Source organism: Pseudomonas brassicacearum (genome assembly GCF_003732175.1).
Classification (GTDB): Bacteria; Pseudomonadota; Gammaproteobacteria; order Pseudomonadales; family Pseudomonadaceae; genus Aquipseudomonas; species Aquipseudomonas brassicacearum_G.
Genome location: NZ_MOBI01000023.1, coordinates 94,261 through 115,179 on the forward strand (window position 1 = coordinate 94,261; position 20,919 = coordinate 115,179).

Here is a 20,919-nt window from a genome sequence, read left to right on the forward strand (position 1 = left end):
GATCGAACGCTGAAACACAGCGGCTAAACCGAACAGGGAAAGGAGCAGTCAGTCATGAGTGAGCCGGTCATCCAGGCCAAAGCGAGCCTGGTAATCAATGGTGATTTTCGCTTAGGGATTAATCCCTGGATAAAGGACGAGCCCATTCCCAACTGGGCCAAGATCGTAGACGTTATCTATAAGGGCGAAAAGATTCGTTGCCTGACGGTCGGGAATGAAGCGTCGGTCAGTCAGGTTATCGAGGCGCCAAAGGACCTTCGCGCTGATGCTTGTTACGTCATCAGCTTTCTCTGCGAATCGTGGCATGACAAAGCCGGCAGGCTGGAAATCAGCATTGAAGGGAACTCGGCATCTCCGCAGGTGATCATGCTTCTTCCAGGCCATGGCCAAGTGAACAAGGCGCATCGTGCTGATGGGCAACCGCTGGCATTCGAGCCTGTCGAGTACGAGGTCGAGCTGACGCTGCCGCTCAAACAAAACGACAAGGTTCGTGTCAGCGTGTTCAGCCCAAAAAACCAGGACGGTGAGTATTCGAAGATCATCTACATCACCCGGATCAACATCCACCTGCATCTGGGGCCGTTGGAATTGCAACAGCTGACATTTGACGGCACGCCACAGTCGCCAGATCGTCTGTTGTACCTGTGTCTGGGGGCGACCGGGGATTTTGCTCACCGTCTTGGTTTTGTGCCTGTTGCGGATAATGCCTGGCTGGACACTCACGCCTCCTTGATCAGCGACGACAACCCACAAGGCGCAGTCGTCACGACGCCGGCTCTGGGTGTTGATCATCCGCTCGATGAACTGTGGTCGCTCGATTGCCCTGTGATCGAGGGTGCTGACGCGCCCTATGAGTTTTCGTTCAACCTGCTGAGCAAATACACCGCTGAGGCTTACCCGATCAGGGCTTCGCTTGGGCATCATCGACTCAAGTTCGGTGAGGTGCTGGAGGCGGATTACTATCCGGTTTTCGAGTACAGGCAAAGTGTTCAGTTGGGCGTGCGGGTGGTGTCGCACTACACCGATGAACCGCTTGCCGGGCAGGCAGTGACCTGGACAATCAAGGGGCAAAAGCAGGGCGCGACCAGCACCACTGAAGACGATGGCTGGACTTACTACACCTTTAAGCCGACAGGTGCTGGCGAGCATGTCATCAAAGCATCGGTGGTGAGTCGGTACTACGCCGACTGTGTGTTCACCAAATCGTTTGACGTTCAGGTGCTGGCGACCGATCCCTGGGAAGAGGTCATGGCGGTCGTCGACGGTAAGGAAACCCTTTGGGCCGAGAAGACCGGTTACCCCAATCGCGGCGATCAATACCCGGTAACCTTGAAACTGCCTGCCGACAGCCCGTTACTGGGAACCCAATTGCGGCTTCAATGGGAAGGCGACACCCCTGCCGAGTTGGGCGTGACGGTGAGTCCGGGGCTTAAAGAACCTGTGCCAGTCACTGGCACCGAGCTGATCTGGTGGCTGACCTGCGATGATCGTCTCGACGGCAAATTCGAACTGCTGCTGGGCTGCTCGAAGCTGTTGTTACCTTCGCGTAAAAAACCAATGTCGCTGGCGCGCAACGTGGTCGAGATCGGCAAGGTGCGAGAGGCGAACAAATCCCCGGTAGTGGATGAAGGGGAAAGTGTGCTGCTGATGGTGCAGGTGCTGCATCTTGTTACCAGCGGCTCCGGTGATCCGGTGGTCAATGCGCTGGTTGACTGGGTGGGACCCAACGACACGGTGTCCACCGTCACGGGTGAGGGTGGCTGGGCGAGCGTGCTGGATACACCGAAGACGGATGGCCCTTACAAGATCATCGCCAAGGTCAGGGCGCACGTGGAGATGCAGCCGGTTGAGCGTGAGTTTGCTGTGACGGCGCTGGCGACCAGCCCCTGGAAGGATCAAGCCGAGTTTCATCTGGATGATGAACCGGTGGATCGGGTCACCGTCGGCATCGTCTGTCGGCGTGGTCAGTCGCATACCTTTCGCGTGACGCCGGCGGCGGGTAGCCCAGTGGCCGGCAAACCCATGACCTTGACCCCGCGCGCTGACGATCCGGGTTTGGGGTTAACGATCGGAGAACCGATCGCCACGCAGGAAGGTGGTTGGGAATGGCCGTTGTGCTCTGAGGCAGGGACCAGCCGCAGTGGCTTGTTCGAGTTCTCGCTCACGAGTGACGGATTGCCGGGAGCCGTTCGGGAGTTCTCCGGGCGTTTACTGTCCGAAAATCTGGCCGATGAAGGGCGCGTCGTGCTTGATCAGGTGTCGGCAAACCTTGGCAATCAGACGCTTTATCCGTGCCTGGGGGCTCTTCATTACTTCAACTTCCTGCCCAATGCACTGAGCCCGTTGATTGGGTTGAATTTAATGCTGCAATGGTCGGGCACGTCGGCCGACGAACTGGACGCAAGCGTTACACCTGCGTTGCACCAGTCTCAAATCATCAGTGCCGGGGGCGCGCCTTGGGCGCTGAACTTCACTGCCAGTCAGAAAAATGGTCAATTCGCTCTGGCGCTGGAGCTGCCTCAGCTCAAGCTGACGTCCACGGCCAATGTGATGCAGTTGGGGCACAACAAAGTCAGGATCGACGCGCTGCACGACGCGGCCGTGGACCCGGTGGCCGGACAGGATCGTGCCTGGCTGTGGGTGCAGGTGATCTCCAGCTTCACCCGGCAGCCGGTAGCGCAGGTGCCTGTGACGTGGACGGCGGGTTCTTCGAGCGAGGTGGATACCGATGAAAATGGGTGGTCCGGCTATGCCTTGGTGCCGGCGACCGCGCAACCGCATAACGTCGAGGCGCTCGTTGTCAGCCCTTATGACGAGTATGAGGACAAACGCCCCATGACGGTCAACGTGCTGAAGAGCGATCCGTGGAAGGGGCTTGTCGTTCAGTTTGACCGGCAACCCCCCCAGCCTTGGGGGGCCCAAACGTATTTCCCACGCCGCAAGGGTGATCACCGTATGGAACTGTGGGTGGACGAGGACAGCGTACTGCTTGGTCAGGAGGTGATGCTTGGGTTGACCGGGACCGGCCCTACTGCCCTTGGCCTGAAGTTCTCGTCGGACCTTGGTGTGCCAAAGCGGTTTAGCGAAGGGAAATTAAGCTACACGCTCAAATGTGATGATCTGGTGGACGGGAGCTTTGCGTTGCGCCTGGCGGCGTCAAGGCTGCAGAAACTGTCACCGGCCAATGCCATGTCGTTGGGGACAGGTTCGCAAGTGCTGAAAATCATCGTGAACAACCGCGCTCATCAAACGCTCGACTGGGAACAGGTGCTTCGTGAACAGGTCACGGTGGTGTCTGCCATTAGTGACAAGCCGATGGTCGGCTGGATCGTGACCTGGCGCAGCCCCGACCTTGGGGTGGTGACAACGGTAACCGACTTCTACGGCGTGGCAAGGATCAGCTTCAAACCGGTCACCACAGGAGCCGGTGAGCTGACGGCAACGGTCGGGGATGAGGTTCACTCGGACTCCGTATCCTTGGCCTTTACGCTGAACGAGCCACGCAAAATCCTTGAACTCATTGAGGTCAATACTGTTGAAAAAGGTGTTGCTGAGGAGTCAGAGGCTCGTGCACAAGCAAAGGTCGTTTCCAGCCGTACCGGAGAGCCGTTGGAAGGCGTCGAGGTCATGTGGGACTTCTCGGGTCGAGCGTTGCCGTCCTCAATCACCGACAAGGACGGCATTGCAACGTTGACCTTCGCGCTGGCTGCGGGAGGTAACGGAGTGCTAATGGCTACGGTCAGAGGCGGTGTGGGTGGCTGGGACACGGCACAGTTGCTGTACGGCGGACAGATCCCGGTGATTGAGTCGTTGATCAGTCCGAATGTGAATATAGCCTTCGGCGAGGAAGGCATCGCAGAACTCAGGGTTGTGTCTCGTAACGATGGCCAACCTCTTGTCGGGGTCGGAGTTATCTGGACATTTCCCGAATTGTCCTTGCCAGCGACAGTGACAGGAGCTGATGGTAAATCACGGATAACCTTCAAACCCGTTCAGCCTGGGCTTCAGAAACTTGCTGCTACAGTCGGTTTTGAAGAGACAAAGTCGCTGGATTTTGAGGTGCTCAAACCTTCGCGAATGATGTTTGAAATCAAAGGCAGTGGCTCATACCCGATCAACAGTTCTGCGCCAATTGAATTTCGGGTCATTTCAATAGCTGACGCAAAACCCATTGTAGGTATGGAAATCCACTGGGAAAAAAGTGGTGCCCCTGACGGCACATCGTTGTCGGGGCCGGACGGTTGGGTGAGAAAAGGTTATAGCTCGGAAGGAATGGTGGGCTACAAGATTATTCGCGCTTATATCCTGGATGAGAGCAACGCTGTTCTCGATCAGGAGACCTTCCGGATCCGGTTCTATGACCCAGAGCTGCCTTAGGGCGCTTATGGACTTGCAACCAGACAACCGGGGTTGGTTCAAGCTGTACCGCCCCTTTTCCAGTTCAAGTAATGCGTGACTAACCCGGCCCCCAGTTCTGAGGGCAGGGTATCCACCACCAACACGCCATGGGCGCTCAGCCGCTCATGGAGTTCGGCCCGGGCATTCAAATAATCCACCGTGCCGCAGTAAGCCAGGGCTTCATCCAGGGTTTGCACGGGTGACTGCCGTACCTGATCGAGTATTCCTTCGCGCAAACTCGCCACTAACACCCGATGTTGGCGGCCGATGCGTTTGACCGTGCTGAGCAATTCGTCATCGTCTTCATCACGCAGGTTGGTGATCAGCACCACCAGCGCCCGACGTTTTTGACGGGCCAGCAATTGGCTGGCGGCAGCCTGGTAGTCGGCCGGGCGTTGGCTGCTGTCCAGGTCGTAGACGGTGTTGAGCAACACATTGAGTTGGCCAGTACCTTTGACCGGGGCGAGGTAGCGTGGTTGATCGCCCGCGAAGGTGCAAAGACCGACGGCATCGCCCTGACGTAACGCCACGTAGCTGAGCAGCAGACAGGCGTTGAGGGCGTGGTCGAAATGCGCCAGTTCACCGTCCAGGCTGCGCATGTGGCGGCCGCAGTCGAGCAGGAAGATGATCTGCTGGTCGCGCTCGTCCTGGTACTCACGGGCAATCGGTGTGCGTTGGCGGGCGGTGGCTTTCCAGTCGATCTGGCGCAGGCTGTCGCCTTCGCGAAATTCGCGCAGTTGATGAAACTCCAGACCCAACCCACGACGTTGCCGTTGGCGCACGCCGAGCTGGTTGAGCCAGTTGTCGACGGCCAGCAACTGCGCACCGTACAGACGGGCGAAATCCGGGTAGACGCGGGTGCTGTCGGTGACGTTCAGATAGCGCCGGGCGGACCATAAACCGAAGGGGCTGGGCAGGTTGATTTCGCAGTGCTCGAAGCTGAAATGGCCGCGCCGCAGAGGGCGCAGGCGATAACTGATCAGGCTGTGCTGGCCGGGTTGCAGTTCGACCGAGTGCGGCAGGTGTTCGAAGCTCAGGCCGTCGGGGACGTGGTCGAACAGTTGCACGTTCAAGGGGTGCGGATAGTCGTGTTGAATACGGACGCTCACCTCACTCCAGCGTCCGAGCGCGAGGCTGCCGGGCATCTGACGTTGCACGCTGGGTGACGGCAGGCGCATCAGCCGGACGGCATCGAGCAGCGCCAGCAATAGCAGCGCCAGCAGCAAGCCCCAGTTGATCGACAGCAGGCTCGGTGCAACGCTGAAACCCAGCGCCCTTAATGTACCGAGCACGATGCTCAGCCCGAGCAAGACAGAGAGCCAGATCAGCAGTAGGCGGGTGGGTTTCATGGCGTAGCGGCTCTCCGGTAGAGGTCTGGCTCATCGACCAGGAGTAAAACCATTGTGGCGAGCGGGCTTGCCCGCGCTCGGCTGCGAAGCAGTCGTAAAACCGAGAGACGCGTATTACCTGACATTACTCGATGGCCTGTTTTGGGGCCGCTTCGCAGCCCAACGGGGGCAAGCCCCCTCGCCACAGGGGAGCCCGTCGGCAGGAGGGCGTTGCTCACGCTCTTGGCGCCGGAACCTGATCGAGCAGTTGCCTGAGCACCTGGTCGACTTCCAGCCCTTCGATGTCCAGCTCCGGGGCGATGCGCACGCGATGGCGCAATACGGCCAGTGCGCAGCCTTTGATGTCATCCGGAATCACGAACTCGCCACCGCGCAGCAGCGCCCGGGCCCGTGCGACCCGTACCAGGGCAATCGTCGCCCGTGGGCCGGCACCGAGGGTCAGGCCGGGCCAGTTGCGGGTGGTGCGCGCCAGGCGCACGGCGTAGTCCAGCACCTGTTCATCCAGCGGCAGGTCGCTGGCGATCCGTTGCAGGGCCAGTACATCCTTGGCTTGCAGGACGGTGCGCAGTGGTTGCACATCGAGCATGTCGGCGCGGGTCGAGCGGCTGACCTGACGGACCATGTTCAGCTCCTGATCGGCGTCGGGATAGTCCATGCGTACCTTGAGCATGAAACGGTCGAGTTCTGCTTCGGGCAGGGGGTAAGTGCCTTCCTGTTCGATGGGGTTTTGCGTCGCCAGCACCATGAACGGTTGTGCAATCGGCAGGGCGCGTCCTTCAAGGGTGACCTGGCGTTCCTGCATGGCTTCGAGCAGCGCAGCCTGGGTTTTCGCCGGTGCGCGGTTGATTTCGTCGGCCAGCAGCAGGTTGGTGAACAACGGGCCTTTACGCAGTTTGAATTGTTCGGTTTGCAGGTCGTACACCGCGTGCCCGGTGACGTCGCTGGGCATCAGGTCCGGGGTGAACTGAATGCGCGCAAACTCGCCTCCGAAGCAGCGGGCGAGGGCGCGTACCAGCAAGGTCTTGCCCAACCCCGGAACGCCTTCGAGCAGCACATGTCCGCCAGCAATCAGTGCGCTGAGCACATCGTCAATGACCGTGTCCTGGCCGATGACGGCCTTTTGCAATTCAAGGCGCACCGCTTGCGCCAGTTGGCTGGCGCGCTGGCGTTGTTGGGTTGCATGGGTCAGACCGGCAGGTTCGGTGGAGTCATTCATAAGGCATTCCTGAGGGTTTGCAGGTGGGCGACCTGACGGCTGAACTCAGCGCTGGACAGCCGCTGTTCGGGCCGTGGGCTGAGTGCCTGGCTGATGGCGCGGGTCGGTTGGCCGGTCAGGCGCGCGAGCACCTGCCATTGTTCGGCTACGCCGAGTTGTTCGAAGCCTGGGTGACGGTGTCGGGCGCGGCGCAGTACATCGTGTTGCAGAGCCAGCAGCAGGCTCTGCTGACCGTTGCGCCGCAGCATGAAGTCTGCACTGGCACGCAAATGCTCCTGAAGTTGCCGACGGGCTTTGGGTGCCGGTGCCTGCGCGGGGCCCTGACGTAACCCGACATGCCAGATCCACAGGCCGATCAACGCGACGAGCGCCACCAGTGCCTGCGGGAAATAACGCAGCAGCAAGGTCAGCAGGTTGTCGTGATCAATCGTGAAGAGCAGGGTCACGCCCGTGTCTGAATACAGATACCAAAGCAGCCAGGCATTGTCGTATTGACCGATGTTCGGGGTTTTCCACAATTCGGCGTCAGTGACTACCGTGATGGAACCCAGGCCGTAACCGAGTTGCATCATGTGGGTGGCCAAGGCGCTGTTGGCCCAGGACTGAGCGAGGTTTTTCGGGTCGTCGAGATGAAACTGCGGATCGAAGCTGGCGTAGGCCGGAGCGTCTTCGTCTTCGAGATAGAGTTTGGTCAGGTTCGGGTAAGGATCAGCCTCGGCATCGGGCGGTGGATCCTTGAGGTCTTTGCTCATGGATTGATGCAGTTGCACCCGGTCGAGCAGCAGGTCGCCGCTCTTGCCGGTTTTTTCATTCCACAAGGCTTCGGCCACAAACAGTAAACGTCCACCGGCACGGGTCCAGTTCAGCACCTGATCGGCCTGGCGCGGGGTCATGTTGGCGCGATCACCGAGCAGTAACAGGCTCTGTTGCTGCGGTTCCAGATACGGCAGGATCTCGAGGCTGTTGGCGTGAGTCACGGTCAGCCCTTGTTGACGCAAAAAGTGTTCGGCCGCCAGATACGGGTTGGCCCGGGCTTCGGGGGAAGGTCCGTGGTCGATGACTTCCTGATAGGGCGTGACCTGCTGGTACAGATAAACAGCCAATGCAGCGAGCAGCCCGGCAATCAGCAGGCCAGGGATCAGGCGCCGATTCAACGCGTGGCTCCCGGGCCGAACAACGCCCGCCAGCCGTCACACAGTTCCTGTTGCAGGTGTGCCGGTGGCAAGCGATGCCCATAGGCCATGTTCTGCCAGTGCACCGTCAACGTGCTGCTGAAGGTTTGCAGAGCCGGCGCTTGCAACTGCTGGACCCGTTCCAGCACCTGGCCCTCGGTGTCGGCGGTTTTCAACGGGAGGTTGAAGTCGTGCAGCAAACGGCTGAGCAAGGCCCGATAGAGCAAGCCGAGGGCTTCGCGGGGCTGGGTCGACCAGAGGCTTTCGACACTGGCGGCGATATCGTCCGGCAGGGTTTCCCGGTCGAGATCAAGGCCGAACAGTTGTGCCGGCGCAGGGTGTGCGGACGTTTGGCGCAGTTTTGGACGGCGGCTGACAAAGGTCCGTAGCCAGTCGCGGTAACGCCAGATCAGCAACGCGATGGCGCCGATGACACTCGCCCACAGCAGCACCTCGATGACCTGCGCCAGACCGGCGAAGCGCTGGCTGTCGAACAGTGCGAAAAACGCTTTGAGCCAACCCGGTGTTTGCGTGTCGGCAGCTTGATCGGGCGTTTCTTTAGCAAAGCGATAGTGGGTAACGGTCTGCGGATTCTTGAACGGTGGTGTGTCGAGTATGGCCTTGATGCTGTTGCTGGCGGCCTGGCTGGTCAGCGGTTGCTGGAGCAGGCGCGGGCTGTCGGGTGCATCGGCGGGTTCGGCGGCCCAGAGAGGCTGCGTGGCGGGCAACCACAGTAGCCCGAGCATCAGCAGGCAGGTGGCGACGCTGCTCAGGCGCTGGCGCAGACGGCGGAACACCAGTTCGATATCCCAGGCTTCGAGTCGGGTACGGCGGTTCAGGTACAAGCTGAAACCGCAGGCGACGTAGATCGGTTCCCACATGATCAGGATCAGCGCGTAGAGCGCATTGATCAGGTGGTCCAGCCAGAGCCAGTCCTGTTCAGGGGCGGCGATCAGCGTTTGCCAGTCCCAGTTCAGTTCTATTTGTGTGGGCAGCAAAAAATAGAACAGCACCATCAGACCGATCCACAGGGCGGTCTCCAGATGCGCGCCAATCAGCGTCAGCCAGCGTGCTGCGCCGCGATCGCGTTGTTGCAGCACGGCCAGGCGCTGCTGGCGTGCCAGACCGCTGAGTCCTTCAAGTTGCACGACCGGCATGATGAAGCTGCGACTCAGGCCAAAGCGCCGCCATGTCAGGCTGGCCAGCAGCTGCGGTTTGAGCAGTCGCGGCCATTGGCGCAGCGCCTGTCTCAAGGTCGGGGTTTCGCCGAACAGGGCACTGGAGAGGATGTACAGCGGCAATCGTTCGAACGCCGGTTTCAACCACCAGAACAACAGCACGACCATTGAGGGCGAGTCCCACAGCAACAGGGTCAGCAGGGCGAACACCGGTAACGTGACGATTGCCCAACTGGTCATCAGCAGGCGGCGATGTTGCTGGTTCAGCAGAACGCCGAGGTCCATGGCTTCCCAGGTGGTACGAGGGCGAATGACCACGCTGGCGTCACTCAGGCGCATGGTGTGTGCGTCCGGCAAATATCAGGTAAATCCCCATCACCACCCAGAGGGCTGCGCCCACCAGGTATTTGATCGGCGGTGCAAGCCCGGCGCGGGATGACCAATAGGCCTCGATAAACGCAGCAAGCAGTAGAAACAGCATGACGCCGCAGATCATCAAGACGCTTTTATGAGCCGCCAGGCGCAGGGCTTCACCGCGTGGCAAGCGGCCAGGGGCGATCAGCGCCCAGCCCAGTTGCAGGCCAGCCGCACCGGCCAGGGCGATGGCGCTGAGTTCGAAGGCACCATGGCCGATGACGAATGACCAGAAGTTTTCCCCGTAGCCGATGTGCGTCAGGTGACCGGCAACCGCACCGATCATCAAACCGTTGAAGAACAGGAAAAACACGCTGCCCAGGCCAAACAGCAATCCGCTGGCATAGGTCTGAAAGGCGATGCCGATGTTGTGCATGATGTAGTAACCGAACATGACCCAGTCGTCGCTGGCGGCGCGTTCACCCAGGCGCCCCAAGTGACCGGCTGCCGGGTCGTACATGCTTTGCATCTCGGACACCTGTTCGGCCGGGACCAGGCTGTAAATCAGCTCGGGGTACAGGTACACCAGCAAACCGATGCCCACCAGCGAGCCGAAAAACAGCAGGCTCGAGACCAGCACGAAAGGCCATTGCTCACGGACCAGTCGAGGAAAACCGGCGAGGACGAAGGCCAGCAGGTGGGCACCGACCCGACCGCGATGCCGGTAAAGCTGTTGGTGCCCGCGCAGTACCAGCTGTTGCAAGGGGTCGATCAGGTAGCTGCTGTAGCCGCGCTCCTGTGCCAGCGCGAGGTGCTGGCACAGCCGTCGGTAATCCTTGGGGAACGAGGTGCCATCGTGGGCATTGGCTTTGCCGCGTTCAAGCAAATCGAGTCGTTGGGCAAATTGATCCCATTCGGCTCGATGGCAATTTTCGAAAAGACTCTGTTTCATGCCGGCCCCAGCAAACTGCGGGCGATGCCATTGAGTTTGGCGACTGCGTGGGGCGGTGAGACATGGAGCGGCTCGGCGAGGATGGCGGCCAGCTCATTGACCCGTTCACTGGAGAGCTCCGTCTGACGCTCGGCGAAACCCAGCACCGCGCGTTGCTCATTGAGGGTCAGCGCAAAGGGCGGGTGCAGTGCCAGGGCTTGCGGAATCTGTGGTCGGGTGACCGCTTGTTCGCGGTAGATCACCAGTGTGCCGGCCGCAATATCGCCCAGCCGTTTGAAGGTCGGATGCTGCAGGCAACTGATGGCGCCGAGGCTGTAGCCGAACGGCAGCATGTCGACGAACCGCAACAGGTTGCGGATCAGCGAGGCTGGCCAGCCAACGGGCGTTCCATCGTCATGCACCACGCGCAGCCCCATCAGCTGTTTACCCGGCGAGCTGCCCTGGTTGAGGACCTCGAACAGCACCATGTACCACCAACTGACCAGAAACAGCAGCACCGAGCCCAGCCCGATGCCGACGCTCCCCAGCAAGGCCAGGACAATAAACAGCAAGCCCAGCACCAGACCGCGCACCCCCAGGTCGATGGCAAACGCCAGTACACGGGGCATCAACCCGGCAGGTCGCAGCGGCAGATCGATGCCTTCCGGCGTTTCAACCTGATGCCGCGTGTCCAGTGGCGGGGGCAGCGTTGCTGTCCTTGGCAGTGCTGAAGTCTTGCGCATGAGCAACCTGATGGTTGGGATTCAATACTCATTCGATGCTAGCAGCCTTCGCAGCGCTAACGACATAACTATGTATGACAAGGTATCAGCGAGAAATGCTTGAATAGCAAGATTGCTGGTCGGCGCCGCGCTTGAGCGCCTAGACTTCGCCCGTCTCAAGTTCAGGAACGCCCCGTGACCTCCATCTTCTGGTACGACTACGAAACCACTGGCATCTCACCGCGCTGCGACCGTCCGCTGCAAGTGGCCGGAATTCGCACCGACCTCGACCTCAACGAGATCGACGAGCCGGTCAATCTCTACTGCCAGCCGAGTGACGACATCCTGCCTCACCCGGCGGCGTGCATGATTACCGGCATCACCCCCGGCCGCCTGGCCGAGCAAGGCCTGAGTGAGGCCGACTTCATGACCCGGGTGCATGCGCAACTTGCGGCCCCCGGAACCTGTGGTGCCGGTTACAACACCTTGCGCTTCGATGATGAAATGACCCGTTACAGCCTGTACCGGAGTTTCTTTGATCCGTACGCGCGGGAGTGGCAGGGCGGCAACAGTCGCTGGGATCTGATCGATGTGGTGCGTGCGGCGTATGCGTTGCGCCCGGACGGTATCGTCTGGCCTGAAGAGGAAGGTCGCGTCACGTTGAAACTCGAACGCCTGACTGCTGCCAATGGCATCGACCATGGTCAGGCTCACGATGCATTGTCCGATGTGCGCGCGACGATTGCCTTGGCGCGGTTGATCCGCGACAAGCAGCCAAAACTCTACGACTGGCTGTTCAAACTGCGCAGCAAGCAGAAGGTCATGGATCAGATCCGGCTGTTGCAACCGATGGTGCATATCTCCGGGCGTTTCTCGGCGGCCCGCAGCTATGTCGGGGTGGTCTTGCCGTTGGCCTGGCACCCGCGCAATCGCAATGCACTGATTGTCTGCGACCTGCATCTCGACCCGCAGGGGCTACTCGACCAGGACGCCGAGACCTTGCGTCAGCGTTTGTACACCCGTCGTGACGATTTGCTCAAAGGCGAATTACCGGTGCCGCTCAAACTGATTCACATCAACCGTTGCCCGGTGGTGGCACCGTTGTCGGTGTTGCGTGCCGAAGACCGGCAACGACTGCAACTGGACATGGCGCAGTATGAAGCGCGCGCACTGCGCCTAAGTGACGCACAAGAAGTATGGCGAGATAAAGTTCTGGCCATTTATGCCCACGAGGATTTCACGCCGAGCGAGGACCCTGAACAACAGTTATACGACGGCTTCATTGGCGATCGGGACCGGCGTTTATGCGAACAAGTCCGAAATGCGGACCCGATGCAATTAGCGCAAGAGCAATGGCTGTTCGATGATGAACGTTTGCCGGAATTATTATTTCGTTATCGTGCCCGTAACTTTCCCGAGACCTTGAGTCACGAGGAGCACGAGCGCTGGAGATTATTCTGTCAGCAACGTTTGTCAGACGCCGGATGGGGAGCGCCCAATACCTTGCAGGGGTTTAATGAGGCAATGGCGCAATGCTCGCTTAGTGCTACAGCGATTCAGCAACAGGTACTGGACGAGTGGCGCGAGTATGTCGACTCATTACGCAAGCGTTTGGAGCTTTGAAACAAGCTGTACAAATACCTGAAGGCGGGGCATAAAAAAACGCCAGCAGACGCTGGCGTTTTTGGGTGTTCGCAAATGAACCTGCGAAGCGGGTTGCGGCTTAGCCCAGCAGGGTAGCCCAGCCTTCAACCACGTCACCGCCCCACTTGGCTTTCCACTCTTTCAGCGTCTTGTGGTTGCCACCTTTGGTTTCGATGACTTCGCCGTTGTGCGGGTTTTTGTATTGTTTAACCTTGCGAGCGCGCTTGGTGCCGGTAGTTTTTACAGCACCGCGTGGCGCTTTAACTTTGGACTCTGGATCCAGCAGGGCGATGATGTCGCGCAGGGACTTGGAGTATTCGCCCATCAGGGTACGCAGTTTGCCTTCGAATTCCAGCTCGGTTTGCAGTTTGTCGTCTTGGGACAGGTTCTTCAAACGGGCTTGCAGCTCTTTGATAGCTTCTTCGGTGGCACGGTATTCGTTGATCAAGGACATGAGGACTACCTTATGTTGGGCGCTGGATGACAGGGTACAGTGGCGCAATAATAGTCAGGGTGTTTCATCAAGTAAACATTTAAGCCGGCTTTTATTTAATTTAATTAGAGTGTTCAGCGAAAAAAGCCTCACGCCACTGTTAAAACTTGTCAGGGTTTCATCACAGATACTCACAAAAGCCCGCTTGCGTATTTCGCCAATAGAACATTGTTGAGCGTTCAGATGCCGCCAATCGGCAGCGCGAGGCCGTACTCTACAGGGCAAGGCATCAGGATTACTGCAGTTTTGCTGCGCAATCGCTAGAATGGCGGCCTTTGCGAAGTTCTGGAGTTTTTCCCCATGCGCACTTTTCGGCTAGTGATTGCTTGCCCGGACCGCGTCGGTATCGTTGCTAAAGTCAGTAACTTTCTGGCGTCACACAATGGCTGGATCACTGAAGCGAGCCATCACTCGGACACGCTCAGTGGCTGGTTCTTCATGCGTCACGAAATTCGTGCCGATTCGCTGCCGTTCGGCCTTGAGGCGTTTCGTGAGGCCTTTGCACCGATCGCCGAAGAGTTTTCGATGAGCTGGCGGATCACCGACACCGCGCAGAAAAAACGCGTGGTGCTGATGGCCAGCCGCGAATCCCACTGCCTGGCTGACTTGTTGCACCGCTGGCACAGCGACGAGCTGGACTGCGAAATCTCCTGCGTGATTTCCAACCATGACGACCTGCGCAGCATGGTCGAGTGGCATGGCATTCCTTATTACCACGTGCCGGTGGACCCGCAGAACAAAGAGCCGGCATTTGCCGACGTTTCGCGCCTGGTCAAACAGCACGACGCCGAAGTGGTGGTGCTGGCGCGTTACATGCAGATCCTGCCGCCGGAGCTGTGCACCGAGTACTCTCACAAGGTCATCAACATTCACCACAGCTTCTTGCCATCGTTTGTCGGTGCCAAGCCGTACCACCAGGCGTCGATGCGTGGCGTGAAGCTGATCGGCGCGACCTGCCACTACGTGACCGAAGAGTTGGACGCCGGTCCAATCATCGAGCAGGACGTGGTGCGCGTCAGCCACAGCGACAGTATTGAAGACATGGTGCGTTTCGGCCGTGACGTCGAGAAGATGGTGCTGGCCCGCGGCCTGCGCTATCACCTGGAAGACCGCGTGCTGGTGCATGGCAACAAGACCGTGGTGTTCTGATGATCGTTCCCACGCGGGAGCGTAGATCGTTCCCACGCTCCCGCGTGGGAATGCCTCACCGGACGCTCTGCGTCCGCTTTTTGGGACGCAGAGCGTCCCGGGCTGCATTCCCACGCAGAGCATGGGAACGATCTACGCAAGAGTGAGGTAGGGGGGATGGCTGATCCACTGGATAAGGCAACATCCAAAGCCCCCGCGACGTTGGGCGAGGGGTGTCTGAGTCGGTACGACCCGGATGAGCTGAGCCCTGAAGACGGCACGGAGTTTCCCGGTGCCGCACAGTTGTGGGAGCAGTTGAAACCAGACGTTGACAATGCAGCTGCGGGCCCTGAAAAGGCCGCCCCTAAGCCTGTTTGATCTTCATCAGTTTGTTCAGCAAGGGTTTGCCGGCCATCAGCAAGAACACCGGTGCGCCGGCCAGCAAGTAGAAGTAATAGGTCACCGCTCGCCAGATCAGAATCGCTGCCGCCGCCGTCGATTTTCCCACCATGGGCGCCAACAGCGCTGCCGACGTCAATTCCGCCGCGCCGGCACCGCCCGGCAGCAGGCTGAACTGCCCGGCGCTGAGTGACAGCATCTGGATCAGAAAGCTCCAGGCCCACTGAAGATCCGTGCCCAGCCCCCGCAAGGCCAGATACAACACGCTGTAGCGCAGTAACCAGTGCACGCAGGTCAGCGCAAATACGCTGATCAGTGTGTGAGCAGGCAACTTGAGTGTTTCCGTGAAGGCCGCAAGAAAGTGCAGCAGCTTGCGTGCCCAACGGCGCCGGGTGGCAGCGTTGAGTTTGAAGTGCTTGAGCACGCGACCGCTGAGGCGAATCAGCAGGCGATGGTAGCGTGCCACCACCACGCAACCGAGCAGGCCGCCGACCATCGAAATGGCGCTGAGCGTCAGCATCCACTCCAGGTTCTGACTCAGGTGCTGAAACAGCGCATACACCACGATGGCGATCAGCGCGCAGAGGAAGAACAGCAAATCGCTCAACTGATCCATGGCGAACACCGCACTGCCATGGGCCGGGCGCACACCATTGCGGGCCAGCAGGGCCATCAGTGTCAACGGTCCACCGCCGCCGCCCGGGGTCGCGCAAATTGCGAACTCGGTGGACATCACCACCCCAAGGCTTTTCAGGCGGCTTATCCGGCTGCGCTGCTCACCGAGTAACAAGCGCAAGCGTATTGAGTTGGTGAACCAGCAGAGCAGGATCATGCAGGGCATCGTCAGCAACAATGTCAGCGGGAAGTGCTGCAGTCGTGGCCATAGTTCATTGGCGCCGAGCATTAGCGGGATCAGCACTGCGCAGAGCAGGGCGGCGACCAGCCACAGGACGCGACTCATGCGGCGCTACTGATCTGAGCGCTTTGTGTGCGCAGCCACTGGGCCTTGGTCATTGGCATTCGGCCGTCATTGAGCAAGCGTTCGAGGGTGTGCAGCCAGTACGTGCGGGAAAACTCATGGCGCATGTCCACCGGGTGCACACCCAGGCGAATCACCGGGGCGTGCTGCCAGCGCAGTTCGCGTTGAGCGCTGACAAGTTTCGACACGCCACGACGCCAGGCACTGCGCGCGCTCCAGACCAGGCCTGGGGCGTTGACCCGGGAGAAATCCGGCAGGCGATACAGGTGCTGCGGATCACTGGTGTAGCTCAGCGGTAGCTGGCGCAGGGCTTGACGCGTGCGTTCGCTCATCAGCCAGGCCGGTGCAACAAAGCCCTCCAGTGGCCAGTTGTATCGGTTGAACAATTCGATCCCGGCGAGCAGGCGGGCGAGCGCGGCCGATTGCGAAAGACTGTAGAACTCGCCTTCATGGGTGTAGACCCGGCGCATGAACCAGTCACGGGGGCGTGCCGTTGGCGGGCTGTCATCGCAATGGTAATAACCGTGCAGTGCCAGTTCGTCGCCACGCTCGATGCGGCGGGTCAGCACGCCCCGAAAATCCGGATGGCTATCGAGGTCGTGGTGTTTGTGAAAGTCGGGAACGACCAGCCATGTCATCGGCACTTCGCCGAGCGCGTCCACCGCTTCGACAAATGGCTGATAGTCGGCCCAGCTTTGCGGGGTGACGTCATGCAGCACCAGTAGCAGGCTGGGCGTGTTCATGGCGTCAGCCATTGCTCAGCTGCGGCAAAGGGGCGCCGAGGACTGCGTAATAGTGACCCATCAGGCTGTTGACCACTGAATCCCAGGCGTAATGCTGTTCGACATGACGGCGGGCGTATCGACCGAGATCGTTACGCTGTGCAAACAGTTCGCGCACGGCGTTGGCCATCGCCACTGGATTGTTGGGAGCGCAGAGTATGCCGCAGTGCTCGTTGATGATTTCGTTGAAGGCGCCCGCAGCTACCGCGACCACTGGAATGCCACAGGCCATGGCTTCGAGAACGACCAGGCCAAAGGTTTCCTGATCGCCTGCGTGCAGCAAGGCATCGGCGCTGGCCATCAGCCGGGCCACTTGTGATGCAGGGCAGAACTCATTGACCAGCGTGACGTTGTCCGGTACCTGTGCCGACACCGAGGCGCCGACCAGCAGAAGGTGATAGCGGTTTCCCAGGCGCTTCATGCAATTGAGCAGGACGGGAATGTTTTTCTCCTTGGAGCCTCGCCCGGCGAAAATCAGCAGTCGAGTGTCTTCGGCGATTTTGAGCTTCGCCCGCAGATTCGGGTCGCGGGCATCCGGATTGAAGGTTTGCAGGTCCACGCCCAAGGGCTGGACGTAAACGTTTTTGACCCCTAGCCCCATGAGCTTCTCGGCCATGATCTGGCTCGGCGTCAGCACCCGGTCAAAGTTGCCGTACAACTTGCGGACATACGCTTCGACATTGGGCGTGACCCAGTTGCCCACACGATTACTCGCCAAAAGTGGCAAGTCGGAGTGATAGAAACCAATCACTGGAACGTCCAGTTCGCGCCGCGCATTCAGCGCTGCCCAAGCTGTCAGGTAAGGATCGCCGACTTCTATCAGGTCCGGTTGCAGTTCGTGCAGGGCATTGCGCCAGGGCGCCAGTCGTAGCGGAAAGCGATAGCCTTTGCCGAAGGGCAGGGCCGGGGCGGGAACCTTGTAAACACCGTCCTGCTCGCTCAGGCGGGCCCCCGGGATCAGCAAGCTGTGACGAATCCCCGGCTTGCGACCCAAACGGCGGTGCTTGGCATCCAGATAAGTACGCACGCCACCGCTGGCCGGTGCGTAGAACATGGTGATGTCAGCGATATGCACGATAACCCTCCCTTCTATCCGTTGTTCTCCTTAGGGGTGACCCTTATGAAGAATAGATGTTCGGTTGGGGATTTGTGGCGGGGTGTCAGTGAGGTGTTGTAGTGGTTGACAGGCCGCTATCGCGAGCAGGCTCGCTCCCACAAGGGTTCGCGGTGAACCTGTGGGAGCGAGCCTGCTCGCGATGGGGCCGTCAAGGGCGCGTCAGATCCTGAAACTACCGACCAACTGCTTCAACCGCGCCGCTTGCTGCTCCAGGTCGGAACAGGCGCGCAGTGTCGATTGCAGGTTTTCCACGCCTTCTTGATTCAGCGTGTTGATTTCGCTGATGTCGACGTTGATCGACTCGACCACGGCGGTTTGCTCTTCAGTGGCGGTGGCCACCGACTGGTTCATGCCGTCGATCTCGCCGATGCGCAAGGTCACGCTGTTCAGGCGCTCACCGGCGAGGTTGGCGATCTCTACGCTGTCCTGGCTGTGACGCTGGCTGTCGCTCATGGTGCTGACCGACTCGCGGGCGCCGATTTGCAGCTCCTCGATCATGGTCTGCACTTGCTGCGCCGATTCCTGGGTGCGGTGCGCCAGGTTGCGCACTTCATCGGCGACCACCGCGAAACCACGTCCCGCCTCACCGGCCCGCGCGGCTTCAATCGCTGCGTTGAGTGCCAGCAGGTTGGTTTGCTGGGAGATGCTGGTGATGACTTCGAGAATCTGCCCGATGTTCACGGTTTTGCTGTTCAGCGACTCGATGTTGGTGCTGGAGGCGCTGAGCATGCTCGACAGCTGATTCATCGCCGCAATGCTGCGGTCGACCACTTGCTGGCCGTCTTCGGCCAGGCTGCGGGCATCGCTGGCCTGATGAGAGGCCTGCGCCGCGTTACGGGCGATTTCCTGAGCTGCAGCGCCCAGCTGATTGATCGCGGCCGCCACACTGTTGGTCCGGCTCGATTGTTCATCGGAGTTGAGCATCGACGAGTTCGATGCGCTGACCACTCGCAGAGCGACTTCGTTGACGTGCTCGGTCGCCGACGACACTTCGCGGATCGAGCCGTGGATACGCTCGACGAAGCGGTTGAACGCGCTGCCCAGGATGCCGAACTCGTCCTGGCTCTGGATGGTCAGGCGACGGGTCAGGTCGCCTTCACCGTCGGCAATGTCCTGCATCGCGCGGGTCATTACGTGCAGTGGCTGGATCAGGATACGGATCAGCATACCGAGCAAGGCGATGATGATTGCCACGGCAATGATCGTGGCAATGATGGCCGAGGTACGGAAGCTGCTGAGCATCGAGAAGGCTTTGTCTTTGTCCACCGACAGACCGACGTACCAGTTGACCGATGGCAGGCCTTTGATCGGGGTGAAGGTGACGATGCGGGTTTTGCCGTTGACCTCGACTTCACTGATGCCGCCACCGATACGCGGGGTGTTCGTCGGGTAAGCTTCGCTGAGGGACTTCATCACCATGGTTTTGTCCGGGTGGACCAGGATCTTGCCGTCGGCGCTGACCAGGAAGGCGTAGCCCATGCCACCAAAGTCACGCGCGGTCAGGGTGTCGATCAGGGTTTGCAGGCTCAGGTCACCGCCGACCACCCCCACGCTTTGCCCGGCTTTTTTCGAGGCGGTGGCGATGGAGATGATGGTCTGGCCGGTTGCCGCATCGATATACGGTTCGGTGAGCGTCGAGCCGTTGCTGTTTTCTGCGCCTTTGTACCAAGGACGAACTCTTGGGTCGTAGCCGTCCGGCATCTTGGAGTCCGGGCGGTTGATGAACGTGCCGCTGGCATCGCCCAGGTACCGGGCCATGAAGGTCGACGCCAGGGCATTTTGCTCAAGCAGGTTGGCAACGTTGCCGTGTTCGGGGTTGAGAGCGATGTTCTGGGCCAGGTTTTCCACCATGAGAATCCGCCCGGCGAGCCAGGACTGGATATTGGAGGAAGTGACATCGCCCATCTCATGCAGGTAATTGTCCAGGTCCTGGCGAATCGCGTTGCGCTGTAAATAGTCGTTGTACAGCGTGAACGAAGCGAAGGCGGCAATGACGATGAGCGCGGCGGCAAGCAGGATTTTGTGGCTGAAGCGCAGGTTTTTGTTCATGGCTTGGGTGTCCGCTAAGGTCTTATTGTTGGGGCGTGTTGCTTGAAAAAGCGCGTAAAACGGGCGCTGTCGCACATAAGCTGATATTTCCGTCTGTCCTGAGGGAATTATCGGACCTGATTTTCAGTCTGGTCTCTTGTTTGTATCTATCGGCTGCGCAGGACTAAAGCTTAACCAGGAGCGACGAAATGCCTGACTCATTGCAACTCGTTATCGGCGTAGGGCTTGGAGTCGGCGATGCGACAGGCGGTCAATCAGCTGGGGCGACAAGTGGTCCGCGGCTTGATGGGCTCGTTGCTCGGCGGCAGCAAACGCCGCTAAATATTTTTTGAACGGGCACAGTCAAAATGTGGGAGCGAGCCTGCTCGCGATAGCGGTTTAACATTCGGTAGAGATGTTGACTGGTAAGCCGCCATCGCGAGCAGGCTCGCTCCCACATTGGAAATGCATCAGGTCTTGGGTTTGGCGTGCGCCGCGAGGCGTTCCAGCGCTGCGCGCAATTTCGGGTCGCTGATGCCGTCGGCGGTGGCCTGAATGGTCGCCGCCGCATCGCTCGACAGGTCCATGGTGTGGCCGACGGCGCCTTGCTGCACGGTCGGTGGTTGTACCTTGAACAGGATTCGCGTCAGGCTGGCGAACTCGTCAAACATCTGTAATTGCCGTTGCAGACGCTTCTGCTGATACCGAAGGCGGGTTGCCCAATGACCGTCGGTGACGATCAGCAACAGGCTGCCCTCGCGCCATGACGCCACATGACAATGTTCACGGGCGGCCGGCTGCAGCTGGCTTTCCAGCAAACGCTGTAAATGACCCAGGCGTTGTGCGTGGCCGAAAATGGCTTTTAACGGTTTGGCTTCGCGAAGTAGAACGGAGGGTGCTCTGGCCGTAAGAGGGCGAAATGCCATGATCAGACACCTGAAGTAACAGAGCCGCCATGGTAGCAGAAAGCACTTGATGCGCCTGAGCCATTGCTTTGTGAGCGCTTTACTCATTAAATCAATGAGTAAC

General features: G+C 59.6%; 16 protein-coding genes and 2 pseudogenes. 5 read left to right on the forward strand and 13 right to left on the reverse strand.

What is annotated here, in order from left to right; translation table 11 throughout:
* The first annotated feature begins 54 nt into the window (after positions 1-54).
* Positions 55-4,377, forward strand: a complete 4,323-nt coding sequence (locus tag BK658_RS22250; protein ID WP_123584194.1) for a hypothetical protein — start codon at positions 55-57, stop codon at positions 4,375-4,377.
* A gap of 38 nt (positions 4,378-4,415) precedes the next feature.
* Here the strand turns inward: BK658_RS22250 and BK658_RS22255 are convergent, their stop codons facing one another.
* The 6 genes from BK658_RS22255 to BK658_RS22280 all read right to left on the reverse strand — a co-directional run bounded on the left by BK658_RS22255 (position 4,416) and on the right by BK658_RS22280 (position 11,341).
* Positions 4,416-5,747, reverse strand: a complete 1,332-nt coding sequence (locus tag BK658_RS22255; protein WP_123584195.1) for a DUF58 domain-containing protein — start codon at positions 5,745-5,747, stop codon at positions 4,416-4,418.
* Positions 5,748-5,961: 214 nt separating this feature from the next.
* On the reverse strand, positions 5,962-6,963 hold the full coding sequence (locus tag BK658_RS22260; protein ID WP_123584196.1) for an AAA family ATPase: 1,002 nt from the start codon (positions 6,961-6,963) through the stop codon (positions 5,962-5,964).
* Positions 6,960-8,117: a DUF4350 domain-containing protein gene (locus BK658_RS22265; protein WP_123584197.1), complete on the reverse strand. Its 1,158-nt coding sequence runs from the start codon at positions 8,115-8,117 to the stop codon at positions 6,960-6,962. The genes BK658_RS22260 and BK658_RS22265 overlap by 4 nt, the downstream gene beginning before the upstream one ends.
* Positions 8,114-9,652, reverse strand: coding sequence for a DUF4129 domain-containing protein (locus tag BK658_RS22270; RefSeq protein WP_123584198.1), 1,539 nt, complete (start codon positions 9,650-9,652; stop codon positions 8,114-8,116). Before BK658_RS22270 ends, BK658_RS22265 begins: the two co-directional genes overlap by 4 nt.
* On the reverse strand, positions 9,639-10,619 hold the full coding sequence (locus tag BK658_RS22275) for a stage II sporulation protein M (RefSeq protein ID WP_123584199.1): 981 nt from the start codon (positions 10,617-10,619) through the stop codon (positions 9,639-9,641). Before BK658_RS22275 ends, BK658_RS22270 begins: the two co-directional genes overlap by 14 nt.
* A complete protein-coding gene (locus BK658_RS22280; protein ID WP_123584200.1) occupies positions 10,616-11,341 on the reverse strand; it encodes an RDD family protein in 726 nt (241 codons plus the stop codon). The genes BK658_RS22275 and BK658_RS22280 overlap by 4 nt, the downstream gene beginning before the upstream one ends.
* A 174-nt stretch (positions 11,342-11,515) precedes the next feature.
* Here BK658_RS22280 and sbcB point away from each other — a divergent pair, with 174 nt between their 5' ends.
* Entirely contained in the window at positions 11,516-12,943 is a 1,428-nt protein-coding gene (sbcB, locus tag BK658_RS22285; protein WP_123584201.1) for an exodeoxyribonuclease I, read from the forward strand.
* A 100-nt stretch (positions 12,944-13,043) separates the two neighbouring features.
* Here sbcB and mvaT read toward each other — a convergent pair whose 3' ends face one another.
* The gene (gene mvaT, locus BK658_RS22290) at positions 13,044-13,418 is read right to left on the reverse strand and encodes a histone-like nucleoid-structuring protein MvaT (protein ID WP_005790963.1); all 375 of its coding nucleotides are present in this window, start codon (positions 13,416-13,418) and stop codon (positions 13,044-13,046) included.
* A gap of 339 nt (positions 13,419-13,757) precedes the next feature.
* Here mvaT and purU point away from each other — a divergent pair, with 339 nt between their 5' ends.
* Both purU and BK658_RS30410 read left to right on the forward strand, forming a co-directional pair.
* Positions 13,758-14,606 (forward strand): formyltetrahydrofolate deformylase, encoded by an 849-nt coding sequence (purU, locus tag BK658_RS22295; protein ID WP_123584202.1) that lies wholly within the window; start codon positions 13,758-13,760, stop codon positions 14,604-14,606.
* 156 nt (positions 14,607-14,762) lie between these two features.
* On the forward strand, positions 14,763-14,963 hold the full coding sequence (locus BK658_RS30410; RefSeq protein WP_123584203.1) for a hypothetical protein: 201 nt from the start codon (positions 14,763-14,765) through the stop codon (positions 14,961-14,963).
* Here BK658_RS30410 and BK658_RS22305 read toward each other — a convergent pair.
* The 5 genes and pseudogenes from BK658_RS22305 to BK658_RS30925 form a co-directional block, all read right to left on the reverse strand.
* Positions 14,950-15,945, reverse strand: a complete 996-nt coding sequence (locus tag BK658_RS22305; protein WP_123584204.1) for a glucosaminyl phosphatidylglycerol flippase — start codon at positions 15,943-15,945, stop codon at positions 14,950-14,952. The two genes, BK658_RS30410 and BK658_RS22305, sit on opposite strands and share 14 nt — an antisense overlap.
* Positions 15,942-16,706 carry an N-acetylglucosaminyl phosphatidylglycerol deacetylase gene (locus BK658_RS22310; RefSeq protein WP_185019882.1) on the reverse strand — a complete coding sequence of 255 codons (765 nt, stop codon included), beginning with the start codon at positions 16,704-16,706 and terminating at the stop codon, positions 15,942-15,944. The genes BK658_RS22305 and BK658_RS22310 overlap by 4 nt, the downstream gene beginning before the upstream one ends.
* Positions 16,707-16,710: 4 nt before the next feature.
* Positions 16,711-17,799, reverse strand: coding sequence for an N-acetylglucosaminyl phosphatidylglycerol synthase (locus BK658_RS22315; protein ID WP_185019884.1), 1,089 nt, complete (start codon positions 17,797-17,799; stop codon positions 16,711-16,713).
* A 222-nt stretch (positions 17,800-18,021) separates the two neighbouring features.
* Complete coding sequence (locus BK658_RS30920) at positions 18,022-18,786, reverse strand: methyl-accepting chemotaxis protein (RefSeq protein ID WP_473218513.1); 765 nt, start codon at positions 18,784-18,786, stop codon at positions 18,022-18,024.
* A 93-nt stretch (positions 18,787-18,879) separates the two neighbouring features.
* Positions 18,880-19,911, reverse strand: a pseudogene (locus tag BK658_RS30925) (HAMP domain-containing protein); the annotation flags it as partial.
* A gap of 225 nt (positions 19,912-20,136) precedes the next feature.
* Between BK658_RS30925 and BK658_RS22325 the strand changes: the two are divergent.
* Positions 20,137-20,232 (forward strand): annotated as a pseudogene (locus tag BK658_RS22325) (hypothetical protein); the annotation flags it as partial.
* A 128-nt stretch (positions 20,233-20,360) separates the two neighbouring features.
* Here the strand turns inward: BK658_RS22325 and BK658_RS22330 are convergent.
* A complete protein-coding gene (locus BK658_RS22330) occupies positions 20,361-20,816 on the reverse strand; it encodes a DUF721 domain-containing protein (RefSeq protein ID WP_123584208.1) in 456 nt (151 codons plus the stop codon).
* Positions 20,817-20,919 lie beyond the last annotated feature (103 nt).